The organism is Paraburkholderia sp. BR14320, from assembly GCF_040948665.1.
Lineage (GTDB): Bacteria > Pseudomonadota > Gammaproteobacteria > Burkholderiales > Burkholderiaceae > Paraburkholderia > Paraburkholderia youngii.
Window position 1 is genome coordinate 1 of sequence record NZ_JBFPKG010000026.1, and the last position, 11752, is coordinate 11752.

At 65.6% G+C, this 11752-nt stretch carries 11 protein-coding genes; 6 read left to right on the forward strand and 5 right to left on the reverse strand.

What is annotated here, in order from left to right:
- The 3 genes from AB3X89_RS22835 to AB3X89_RS22845 all read right to left on the reverse strand — a co-directional run.
- Positions 1-830, reverse strand: an 830-nt coding sequence (locus tag AB3X89_RS22835; protein WP_368585287.1) for a malonate decarboxylase subunit alpha, incomplete at its 3' end; no start/stop codon positions are given.
- A gap of 2 nt (positions 831-832) precedes the next feature.
- A complete protein-coding gene (mdcA, locus tag AB3X89_RS22840) occupies positions 833-2503 on the reverse strand; it encodes a malonate decarboxylase subunit alpha (protein ID WP_368585371.1) in 1671 nt (556 codons plus the stop codon).
- A gap of 20 nt (positions 2504-2523) precedes the next feature.
- On the reverse strand, positions 2524-3294 hold the full coding sequence (locus tag AB3X89_RS22845) for a GntR family transcriptional regulator (protein WP_368585288.1): 771 nt from the start codon (positions 3292-3294) through the stop codon (positions 2524-2526).
- Positions 3295-3499: 205 nt separating this feature from the next.
- Here AB3X89_RS22845 and AB3X89_RS22850 point away from each other — a divergent pair, with 205 nt between their 5' ends.
- Positions 3500-4798, forward strand: a complete 1299-nt coding sequence (locus AB3X89_RS22850; RefSeq protein ID WP_368585289.1) for an MFS transporter — start codon at positions 3500-3502, stop codon at positions 4796-4798.
- 21 nt (positions 4799-4819) lie between these two features.
- Here AB3X89_RS22850 and AB3X89_RS22855 read toward each other — a convergent pair whose 3' ends face one another.
- Positions 4820-5752, reverse strand: coding sequence for a DMT family transporter (locus AB3X89_RS22855; RefSeq protein WP_368585290.1), 933 nt, complete (start codon positions 5750-5752; stop codon positions 4820-4822).
- A 102-nt stretch (positions 5753-5854) separates the two neighbouring features.
- Here AB3X89_RS22855 and AB3X89_RS22860 point away from each other — a divergent pair, with 102 nt between their 5' ends.
- Positions 5855-6712, forward strand: a complete 858-nt coding sequence (locus AB3X89_RS22860) for a LysR family transcriptional regulator (protein WP_176368242.1) — start codon at positions 5855-5857, stop codon at positions 6710-6712.
- Between the two features lie 68 nt (positions 6713-6780).
- Here AB3X89_RS22860 and AB3X89_RS22865 read toward each other — a convergent pair whose 3' ends face one another.
- Positions 6781-8304, reverse strand: coding sequence for a carbohydrate porin (locus tag AB3X89_RS22865; protein WP_368585291.1), 1524 nt, complete (start codon positions 8302-8304; stop codon positions 6781-6783).
- 236 nt (positions 8305-8540) lie between these two features.
- Between AB3X89_RS22865 and AB3X89_RS22870 the strand changes: the two genes are divergently transcribed.
- The 4 genes from AB3X89_RS22870 to hutC all read left to right on the forward strand — a co-directional run bounded on the left by AB3X89_RS22870 (position 8541) and on the right by hutC (position 11739).
- Positions 8541-9218, forward strand: coding sequence for a hypothetical protein (locus AB3X89_RS22870; RefSeq protein ID WP_368585292.1), 678 nt, complete (start codon positions 8541-8543; stop codon positions 9216-9218).
- An 88-nt stretch (positions 9219-9306) separates the two neighbouring features.
- Positions 9307-10143, forward strand: a complete 837-nt coding sequence (locus AB3X89_RS22875) for an arylamine N-acetyltransferase (RefSeq protein WP_368585293.1) — start codon at positions 9307-9309, stop codon at positions 10141-10143.
- Between the two features lie 23 nt (positions 10144-10166).
- Positions 10167-10847 carry an isoprenylcysteine carboxylmethyltransferase family protein gene (locus AB3X89_RS22880; protein ID WP_368585294.1) on the forward strand — a complete coding sequence of 227 codons (681 nt, stop codon included), beginning with the start codon at positions 10167-10169 and terminating at the stop codon, positions 10845-10847.
- Between the two features lie 112 nt (positions 10848-10959).
- Positions 10960-11739, forward strand: a complete 780-nt coding sequence (gene hutC / locus AB3X89_RS22885; protein ID WP_368585295.1) for a histidine utilization repressor — start codon at positions 10960-10962, stop codon at positions 11737-11739.
- Positions 11740-11752 lie beyond the last annotated feature (13 nt).

Genomic DNA, 11752 nt, shown 5'->3' on the forward strand with positions numbered 1-11752 from the left:
AGCACCTGCAAGTCGCCGATATGACGGGGATCACGCGTGAACAGCGGCTCGACCGCGAACGGCCGGTCCGCCTGCACGACCACGTCGACCCACGAACCCGGAATGTCGACGCGCGGCAAGTCGTCGATCCGAGCGGTGTTTTCGTCGAGGCCGCGTGCGCGCGCCGCGCGTAACGCGGGCAGGCCGACGTCGAGTGCGTGCGGGAAGCCGTCCTGCGCTTCGCGCCGCGCGCCGCCGACCTGATAGCGTCGACGCGCGCGTTCGCCGTGGCTATCGGACGAAGCGGCGAAGCGGTCCGGGAAGCAGGCGATCTGCGCGGCCAAAGTGCAGACGCGCGAGGTATCCAGAGGGCTCGGCGCGCCGGCTCCGTGTGTACGCATCGAGGCACTCGAAGACGTTTCGAGCGCGACGCCCGCAACGAGCAGTCCGATGATCCAGATTGCGCCGCGATGCGCATTGCTGCCGCCGGTCGCCTGCAGCATGTCCTGTTCGCCCGCGCGGCCGATCTGCGCGAGTTCGGCGCGCAGCAGCGCCGACGGTTCACCGCGGCGGCGCGCGGTGCGCGCAAGCGCGGCGAAAGTAGGTTCGAGCGCGTGCGCGGAGCGCCGCATGATCGCGAGATCGAGGTCGCGATGCGCGCCGCTGCCGCGCCGGTCGACGAGCGCGGGTTTCGGCGTGAGTTCGGCCTCGTCGATCAGCGCGGTGATCGCGTCGCGCGCGAGTTGCGCGTCGGAAAACGGCGCGATCGGTGAAGTGTCACGCGCATCATTGCGCAGGACTGGAGCAAGTGGCGCGTCCAACCGTTCGAGAACAGCAGCAGCGGACGCCATCGTCACCAGCTCCGGAAGCGCGCGGGCGGCGCGTACAGTCCGCCCGACCACGTGACCAGATCGTCGATGCTGCGCGCCGCGAGCAGCGAACGCTTCGCTTCGCCGCGCCGGATGCCGAGATCTTCCGGATACGCGACGATGCCGCGCCGGCGCAACTCGGCGGTTTTCTCGGGCTTCGCGCGCAGGCCGATCGGCGTGACGCCGGCCACCGCCGCGATCGCCGCGCGCCGCTCGTCGATGCCTTCGGCCTTATGCAGATGCGCGATGCCCTCCTCGGTGACCACATGGCTCACGTCGTCGCCGTAGATCATCACCGGTGCGATCGGCATGCCGTTTTTCGCGCCGACGGCGACTGCGTCGAGTTCATCGACGAAGGTCGGCTCCCCGCCTTTCTTGTACGTTTCCGCGAGTTGCACGACGAGCTTCTGGCCGCGCGATATCGCGCCGTCGCCCTTCAACAGCTTCAGCCACGCCTTGCTCGCATGACGCCGGCCGCGCGGATCGTGGCCCATGTTCGGCGCCCCGCCGAAACCGGCGAGCCGTCCGCGCGTGACCGTCGATGAATTCGCGTCCGCGTCGATCTGCAGCGTCGAGCCGATGAACAGATCGACGCCGTATTGGCCGGCCAACTGACACAGCACGCGGTTCGAGCGCAGGCTGCCGTCGTTGCCGGTGAAGAACACATCGGGGCGCGCCTCGATATACGCCTCCATGCCGACCTCGCTGCCGAAGCAATGGATGCTGTCGACCCAGCCCGATTCGATCGCGGGGATCATCGTCGGGTGCGGATTGAGTGTCCAGTTGCGGCAGATCTTGCCTTTGAGGCCGAGCGATTCGCCGTAGGTGGGCAGCAGCAATTCGATCGCCGCGGTATCGAAACCGATGCCGTGATTGAGCGACGTGACGCCGTACGGTTCGTAGATGCCGCGTATCACCATCATCGCGGTCAGCACCTGCAAGTCGCCGATATGACGGGGATCACGCGTGAACAGCGGCTCGACCGCGAACGGCCGGTCCGCCTGCACGACCACGTCGACCCACGAACCCGGAATGTCGACGCGCGGCAAGTCGTCGACGATCTCGTTGACCTGCACGATCACGATGCCGTGACGGAACGCGGCGGCTTCGGCGATGGTCGGCGTGTCCTCGGTGTTCGGGCCGGTGTACAGATTGCCGTGACGGTCGGCCTTGTCCGCGCACAGCAGCGCAACGTGCGGCGTCAGGTCGACGAACATGCGCGCGTACAGCTCGACATACGTATAAATCGCGCCGATTTCCAGCTGGCCGTCTTCGAGCAGTTGCGCGACGCGCAGACTCTGCGGCCCCGCGAACGAGAAATCGACCTTGTGCGCGATGCCGCGCTCGAACAGCGTCAGGTGCTCAGGACGACTGATGCTCGAAATCAGCAGATGCACGTCGTGCAGCTTCTGCGGATCGACCTTCGCGAGCGAGCGCGACAGGAAGTCGGCCTGTTTCTGGTTGTCGCCTTCGAGCGCGACGCGCTCGCCGGGCTGGATCAGCGTTTCGAGCGCATCGACGATGCGGTGCGTAGGCAGCACGCCGTCTTCGAGCCACGGCGCGATGGCCGCGAGGCGGCGGTTCTTTTCGTCGCGTCGAGTCGTCCATGAGCGGGCAGTGGACCGCGATGAGGCGGCTTCGGCGAGGTGGTTCATCGGCTCGGTCATCGGTGCGGTCAGCTCCCGGTGTGGACGCGCGGGCGTCGGCCGCGCGGCTTCGGTTGATGCGCGAGCGCTTCTTCGCGCGCGCGCTCGGTCAGGAAACGATGCAGAAGCTCGCCGGTGCCGAGCAGATGCGCGACCACCAGCGACTGCGCGGTCGCGATATCGCGGCGCTCGACGGCTTCGAGCAGAGCGGCGTGCTCACTGTCGGACTCGCCCTTGTACGACGGCAAGCCGAACTTCAGCCGCAGATAGCGTTCGCCGCGCCGGTGCAGCAAGCCGATCATGTCCTCCAGCTGCGGCCGGCCGGCGGGCGCGTAGAGACACATATGGAACGCGGCATTGCGCGTCACGTACAGCGACGGGTCCTCCTCGCGCTCGGCGGCGCTGCACAACTGCGCGGCTTCGCGCAGCGTCGCGGCGGTGTGATTCGGAATCGCGAGGCCGAGCGCGAGGCTTTCGAGCGCCGAGCGGATCTCGTAAATTTCGCGCGCTTCGTTGGCGGACAGCGGCGCGACGGTCGCGCCTTTGTGGACCGCCGCGCGCGCCCAGCCCTCGCTTTCGAGCTGGCGCAGCGCCTCGCGCACGGGAATCGCGCTGACGGAGAAATGCCGGGCGATCGCGTCCTGGCGCAATGGTGCGCCGGGCGCGAGGGTGCCGTCGACGATCGCCGCGCGCAGCGCCTCCGCAATCATGTGCGAAGTGCTTTCGCGAGGTGCCGCGGCCGGAAGAAACGAGCCGGTCACGGGCGCGTCCAGGGGAAAACCTTCAGTTGCGTCGGTCATAGTATCAAATATTATATATGAAAAGACGCGTATTTCAGCGCGGGCAAACCCGGACGGGGCCGCAACCACAATCCGGCAATTTCCCCGCGTCGTCCTCTGAATTAGTTGTACGAGGACATCGCCGATCAATCAACGTCGTCGATCCAACCCGAAGCGCGCCCGTCGTTTTTCGTTACGTTCAACCATCGTAGGCTGGAGGAGCAAGATGAATACATTGACCGACCGACGAGCGGTCGCGCGTCAGCGCACACCACTCAATCGTTCACAGATCGCAGGGTTTTGGGGCGCGTGGGCCGGCTGGACGCTCGACGGCATGGACTCGTTCATTTACGCGCTGGTGCTCACGCCCGCGCTGACCGAGCTGCTGCCGCGTTCGGGCTTTGCGGCGACGCCGTCGAATGTCGGCCTCGCGGGATCGATCCTGTTTGCGCTGTTTCTGGTCGGTTGGGGGCTGTCGTTCATCTGGGGACCGCTTGCCGATCGCTTCGGCCGGACCAAGGTGCTCGCCGCGACGATCTTCACGTTCGCGATTTTCACCGGACTGTCCGCTACCGCGAGCAACGTGTGGGAGCTGGGGATTTTTCGCTTCATCGCGGGCGTCGGGATCGGCGGGGAATGGGCGCTCGCGGGCACCTACGTCGCCGAGGCCTGGCCCGAAGATCGTCGCAAGATGGGCGCCGGTTATCTGCAGACCGGCTACTACGCGGGCTTCTTTCTCGCGGCCGCACTCAATTACACGATCGGCGTGCACTTCGGCTGGCGCGCGATGTTCCTGACCGGCGCGGTGCCGGTCGTCGTCGCGATTTTGATTCTGCTGCGCGTGAAGGAGCCGGAGAAGTGGCAGAAGGCCGACGCAAAGACGGTGCGCGTGAAGCCGCTGCGCGAGATCATGGGGCCGGCTTACCGGCGTCGCACATGGGTCGCGTGCATTCTGCTGACGATCGCCATCATTGGCTTGTGGGCAGGCGCCGTGTACGAGCCGTCCGCGGTGATCCAGCTCGCGACGCGCGCGGGCATGTCGAAGGGCGATTCGATGCGCACGGCGTCGCTGGCTACCGGCCTGCTGTCGATCGGCACGATCCTCGGCTGTCTCGCGCTGCCGCCGATGGCCGAGCGAATCGGCCGCAAGATGACGTTGGCGGTGTACTTCGCGGGGATGGCCGTGTCGATCGCGGCGAGCTTCGGCTGGGCGTTCTATCTGCCGAACGGGCTCGCGCCGTTCATCGCGTGGCTGTTCGTGCTGGGCTTTTTCGGCGGCAACTTCGCGTTGTTCAGCCTGTGGCTGCCCGAGCAGTTCGAAACCCGCGTACGCGCAACCGCGTTTGCGTTCTGCACGTCGTTCGGGCGCTTCGTCGGCGCGGGCGTCAACTTTCTGCTCGGCGCGGCGGTGCTGCACATGCAGACCCTCGGCGTACCGATTGCGTTGACCGCACTGGCGTTCGTGCTCGGCCTGTTCGTGATTCCGTTCGCGCCGGAGACGAAGGGCGAGACGCTGCCGCAGTGAGAACCAGGCGGGCGGCGCGCGTTACTTCGCGTGACTGCGCGCCCGCCCGGCCGGATGCAGCAGCGTCAGCAACGGCCAGCCGAGATTGACGCCGAGACTCGCGGCGACGATCAGCGCCATGCCGGCCAGTTGCGACAGCGACAGCGCACGGCCATACACGAGCGCATCCACGACGATCGCGGTCAGCGGATAAACGAACAGCAGCACCGCGATCACCGGCGTGCTGAGCTTCGGCAGCGCGCCGTAAATCAGCACGTACGACAATCCCGTGTGCAGCACGCCCATGCCGATCAGCCAGAACCACTGCATCGGCCCGATATGCGTGAGCGTCAAAGGCGCGATGAGCGGCGCGATCAGCGGCAGGCAGATCACGCCGACCGCGCATTGCATGAGCGTCAGCAGGTGCGGGCGCATTTCGCCGAGGCTTTTCGCGATCAGCGTGACGCTGGCATATAGCAGCGAGCCGAACAGCGCTTCGCCCAAACCGATCAGATAGCTGGTGTGGCCCTGCAGATTGCCGGCCGCGATGACCCCCGACGCGAGCACGAGCCCGACGAACGCGGTCGCGATCCAGCCGAGCCGATCCGCGCCGAGCCGTTCGTTAAAGAGCGCCGCGCCGATCAGCACGACCCAGAACGGCTGCACATGAAACACGACGGTGGCAACCGCGATGCTGGTGCGATGAATCGCGTCAAAAAAGCCGACCCATTGCGTGACCATTAGTACGCCGGAAATCAGCGCGAGCACGACCGTGCGGCGTGTGAACTGCGCGCGCGTGAAAAAGCCCTTCCACGCGCAATAGGCGGCCAGCGACAGAAAGCCGAACAGACAGCGGAAGAACACGAGCGTCAGCGCATCGAGCCGCGCCTCCTCGACGAAAACGCCGATCGTGCCCATCAGCAGCCCGCCGCTCGCCAGCGTGATCGCGCCTTGTTGACGTGAGGTGAGGGACATGCGCAACGGCTCCGTTAGATCATGCCTGCGAGTATTGCGCCGCTTGCGGGCTTATCACAAACGAATTAAATTGAGCAATTCCATAAGCTCAGTTGATAAATCGTGAACCCTGAATTCGACGTCGATCTGTTGCGCAGCTTCGTCGCGGTCGTGGAGGCGGGCAGCTTCACGAAGGCGGCGGCCAGCGTGCATCGCTCGCAGGCGGCGGTGAGCATGCAGATCAAGCGGCTCGAAACGATGCTCGGCACGACGCTGTTCGCGCGCAACACGCGCAATCTGTCGCTGACGCGGCCCGGCAATACGCTGCTCGAATACGCGCGGCGCGCGCTCGCGTTGCAGGAGGAGGCGTGGTCGGCGATCGTGCGGCCCGAGGTGACCGGGCGGGTGGTGCTCGGCGCGCCGGACGACTACGTGTCGTCGCTGCTGTCTCCGGTGTTGCGGCGATTTGCGACGCTGTACCCGCGTGTCGAGATAGAGATCGTCTGCGCGCAAAGCACGGCGCTTGCGCCAATGCTCGCCGACAACAAGATCGACCTCGCATTCGTCACGCGCGACCGCAAGCTGCGCGGCGAATTCGTGCGCAGCGAGCCGATGGTGTGGGTGGGAGCGTCGGTCGATACGCCGGTGTTGAAGGCGTCGCCGTTGCCGGTGGGGTTGTACGAGCCCGGCTGCGTCGCGCGCCAGCATACGCTCGCCGCACTGGATGGCGCGCGCATCCGCTACCGCGCGGCATTCAGCAGCGCGAGCCTGATGGGACTCGTCGCGACCGTGGATGCCGGTTTGTCGGTGATCGCGCTCACGCGTTGCAGCGTGCCGCCGCGGCTCGCGATTCTCGGCGACGCGCAAGGCCTGCCGAAAATCGCGCCGCTCGAAATCGTGGTCGCGCGCAGCGCGAAATCGGATCGGCCGACCTGCGATTATCTGGCGCAGCAGATGGTGCAGGATCTGTCGTTGCGGTAGCCGAGCGCGACGCGGTCGGCAACTTCATCACCAAGGACGACGATCCGCTCAGCGCGCGGCGGGCGGCATCAAAAGTTGATATTGGTCCGCACGCCGACGACGAACGTATTGCGCAGCGGCTGCGTCGGGTCGTTCGGGTTCTGGCCCGCGCCGGCGTTGAACGTGTATTGCGCGTCGGCCTGCACCTGCCACCACGGATTGATCTGGTATTGGTAGGTCGCCTCGAGCGTGGTTTCGCTGGTGCGCACGCCGTACGGGCTGCCGTTGAATGCGAGGAAGTCCCTGTCGAGTCCGTTCACGTGACCGCCGACCTTGATGTAGGTCAGCGCGAGGCCGGCGCTGTCGTTGTCACGGCCCTTGAACGGCGCCTTCAGCACGACGCCGAGGTTGGCCGCGACCTGCACGAGATTGCGATCGCCCGGCGCGCCCATCACGCGCGCGAACACGCCGAGGCTGCGTGGTTCGTCGGGGTCGGGGCGCCACACCATCTGGTCCGCGACCGCATAGAAGCTGTAGTTGCCGCTGTGATTCGCGGCGATGCCGGTCGACGCAGGATTCGCGAGCGACAGTCCCATATTGTCGAAACGCTGATCGGCGAATTTGTTGGTGTTGTACCAGACGCCGAGCTTGTAGGTGCCAGGTAGACCGCCGCCGCCGGTGCCGCCCCTTTCGCCTTCGGACGGCTGGTTGATCGCGTACTGCAGCTCGCCGATCCACAACGCGCCGTTATGCAGGTTGAAGTTCGTGCCGCTCATGTTGTTCGGGTTGTTGCCGAGCGGGTCCCCCGAATACACACCGGCCAGCGCGGTCAACGATGGGGTGATCTGGCCGCGCACGCGCACGCCGAGACCCGCGAGCGGATAGGCGGGACCGCCCGACGGCAGATCGTATGAGGGCAGCGCGGGCCAGCCGAACATCGTGTTGAGGAACAGCGCCGCATACGCGCTGGTGATGAATTCCTGGTCGAGACTCTGCTGACCGATCTTCACGTCGACGCGTTTGTTCAGGAACGACTGCTGATACCAGAGCTCCCACAGACGCGTCGCGTTGTCGGCCTCGATGCCGCTCGCGGTATTCAACGTGCCGAGCTTGTTCGCGCTCAGGTTGGCGCCGTGAATCTGCAGCGCGCTGACGTTGAAGAGGCCGCCTTGCAGGCCGAACGCCTTTTGCGTATCCATCTGCAACGTGGCGGTGGTGAGGCCATCGTAGTCGGCGCCGCGCGCGAGACCGCCGCGCAGATTGGCCAGCACTTCGCTGGTCTCGGTCAGAGTGAAGGTCATGCCGTACTTGCCAAGCCACGGACGCAGGCCGCCCATGTCGCCGAGCATTTGCTGACGATCCCAGAAGCCGGTCGACTCTTTGGTCTGCGTCGCCTCAGTGTTCACGTCGGCTTCGGGCGCTTCCGGGTTCGCATCGGGATTGGCTTCGGCCAGCGCCGCGTGGCCGGTCAACGAGGCAGACGCGAAGACCGTACACAGTGCAACGCGCCGCATAGAAGGCAAAAGCGTACGATGAATTGCAGCGGTACGTGCTGAAGGGTCGCAAACCGGACGCGCGCCGGCGCGCAGTCCCTTGAGTTGGGCGAACTTCATCGAAATCCTTATTGGTGTTGTTTCGTCCGATGCCGAAGCAGGTAATGGCCTGATCGTACGCAGGCGACTTGCGAGAGTCAAACAAATGAGAACGATTCGCATCAATATCGCTGGCGCGTCATTCGGTGTTAACGAAAACGTAACGAAACCGAATTGACGTAGCCAGACCGAACGCGACAAAGGGCAAGTTGTCGAAGCGCTCGAAGTAACCCTGAAAGTCAATGTAAGGAGTCGAAATGAGCAAGCGCATTCTTCTGGTTTCGTTGCTGGCGAGTGGCGGTCTGTTGCTGGGCGGCGCCGCGCACGCGCAGTTGAATCTGAAGCAGTTCGGTATCGGCGGGGGCGGTCACAGCTCGGCGGGTGCCGGGGCGGCGTCGGGCGGTGTGTCGCAGCTGCTGCAGAGCTATGTGGGCGCGAACCAGCAGGTGCTGAGCGGGCAATCGAGCCTCGCGTCGGCGATGGGCATGACGAGTGCGGCCGGCCAGGCGCAGCAGGCGGCGGGGCTCCTCACCGGCGGCACGCCGTCGGTCAGCCAGTTGACGCAGGTCGGCAGCACGCAGCAGTCGCTGTCGCAGAAGCTCACCGATGCGTTTGCAAATCATGCAAGTGGCGGAGCCTCGGCGACGCCGGTCAACAAGGAAGCGTTCACCCAGGGGCTGTCGTCGCTCGGCAAGGGAGTGAGCCAGTATGCGAGCTTGCAGTCGGGGCTTGGCAGCCTGGGTCAGATGAGTCCGTCGTCGCTGCTGCAATCGGGCCTCAATCCGCAGACCGCGCAAAGCGCTTCGTATATCGCGCAGTCGGCGCCGGAGCAGTTGCAGTCGCTGATGTCGACGCTGAGCTCGGCCGTGCAGTTCGCGTCGAGCCACGGCATTACGGTGCCGTCGATCGCGACGTCGGCGTTGAAGGGAATGTAGGCGCGTTTCGCTTCGCCCAGCGCGGTCGATTCAGCGCCGAAAGCCGCTATGATCGCGTCGAACCCGCAACTCAACTGGAATTCCGCCGATGTCCCACGCCGTCAATCTGGAAAACTACTTCGCCCGCATCGGCTATCAGGGCCCGCGCGCCGCCACGCTCGACGTGCTGCGGTCGATTCACCGGCTCCATCCCGCCGCGATTCCGTTCGAGAACCTGAACCCGCTGACACGCCAGCCGGTCAGGCTCGAGCTCGAAGCGATCGAACGCAAGCTCGTGACCCAAAAGCGCGGTGGCTACTGCTTCGAGCAGAACATTCTGCTCGCGAACGTGCTGATGCAACTCGGATTCAAGGTCACGCCGATGCTTGCGCGCGTCGTATGGGGCCGCGAGCCCGGCACGATCTCGCCGCGCACGCACATGGTGCTGCGTGTCGAGATCGACGGCGACGAATGGATCGCCGACGTCGGCTTCGGCGGCGTGACGTTGACCGCGCCGCTGCGCCTGACCGCCGGCCTTGCGCAACCAATTCCGCTCGGCACGTTCCGTCTCGCCGACGCGGGGCACGACACCGTGTATCTCGAGGTGCTGGCGCCTGACGAGACCTGGTCGCGCGTCTATCACGTCGATCTGCGCGCGGTCGAGTGGGTCGACTATGAACTCTCGAACTGGTACACGTCGACGTCGCCCGATTCGAAGTTCGTGAATAACCTGCTGGCGTGCCGCGTGCTACCCGAACTGCGCCTCGCGCTATTCAACGATCAGTTGAACGAGCGTGACGCGCAAGGGCAGATCGTTAGCGAACGGCGCCTCGCGAGTGCCGCCGAACTCGCCGACTGCCTGCGCGAGCGCTTCGGCTTGAACCTGGAGGACATCGATATCGCCGCCGTGTTCGAGCGCGTGCGCACGCGTGATGCGGCCGCATAAGCCGAGCCGATGAAGGAGCCGCGATGGTCGCACGTATGATCCTGCAATCGCTGGCCTGGCTGGCGTTCATGGGCGTGCTGCTGTTCGGCGCGGCCGGCACGCTCGCGTGGCCGGCCGCGTGGTGGTATCTGCTGGAGCTCGCGGTGTTGAGCCTGTGGCTCGGCTCGTGGCTCGCGCGCCATGATCCCGCGCTGCTCGCGGAGCGGCTCGCGCCGCTCGTGCAGGCGCAGCAGAGCCGCTGGGATCGCGTGTTCATGGTCGCGATCGGAGCCGCGTGGTGCGGCTGGCTGATCCTGATGGGCTTCGACGCGATGCGGTTTCGCTGGTCCGCGCCGCTGCCTTTGTGGCTGATGGGCTTCGGCGCGCTATGCGTGTTCCTGTGCATCTTCATGTGCCGCTTCGTGTTTCGCGCGAACAGCTACGCCGCGCCGGTGGTCAAGGTTCAGGCGAGCCGCGGGCACAAGGTCGCCGATACCGGACCCTACGCGTACGTCCGTCATCCGATGTACGCGGCCGCGCTGGTGTTCTTCATCGGCACGCCGCTGATGCTCGGCTCCTGGTGGGGGCTCGTGGCGCTGCCCGTGATGGCGTACGGCATGGGCTGGCGCGCGGTGCGCGAGGAGCGGCTGCTCACCGAGCAGCTCGACGGCTATACGGCGTACCTGCAACGCGTGCGTTACCGTTTAGTGCCGTTCATCTGGTAGCGCGTCCGGGTGGTCTCGCCGCCGTCGAAGCGGGTAAGATGGCTCCCGGCCGCCGGAGAACCGGCCACGGTGTACCTGATGTAACACCGGCGAACCACCGACGAGGTTTGGAGTGAAAACAACTACACAGGCGCGCATCGCGCCCGCCGCACAGACCGAGCAGAACCAGGACGCCGCCGATCGCAACCGCGACACGCCGGTCAAGGCGATGCCCGCCTACGAGCAGATCAAACGCTACGTGCTCAAGCGCATCAGCGAGGGCGCATGGAAGCCGGGCGGACTGATTCCTTCCGAAACGGAGCTGGTCAAGGAGTTCGGCGTCGCGCGCATGACGGTGTCGCGCGCGCTGCGCGAGTTGACCGCCGAGCGCGTGCTCACGCGCGTGCAAGGCTCGGGCACCTTCGTCGCGCCGCAGCGGTACGAATCGACGGTGCTGGAGATCCGCAATATCGCCGATGAAATCGCCGCACGCGGTCATCGTCATTCGGCGCGCGTGCTCACGCTCGAACCGAGCGACGACGCCGATGCGCTCGAAGCGCTCGGTCTCGCGAGCGGTCCCGCGTTTCATTCGTGCATCGTGCACAGCGAGGAGGGCGAGCCGATCCAGTACGAGGACCGTTACGTCAATCCGAAGGTGTTCCCCGAGTATCTGCAGCAGGACTTCTCGGTCGAAACGCCGAATCACTACATGGTGCGGCTCGCGCCGGTGCAGCGCGCCGAGTTCCGCATCTATGCGCAGAAGCCAGACGCCTATGTGCGGCGTCATCTGATGATGGATATCGGCGAGCCGTGTCTGCTGCTGTGGCGGCGCACGTGGGTCGGCGAAAACGTCGCGACGTCGGTGCGGCTATGGCATCCGGCGTCGCGGTTTCATCTGGCGGGGACCGTGTAGCGCGGTTTCCGAA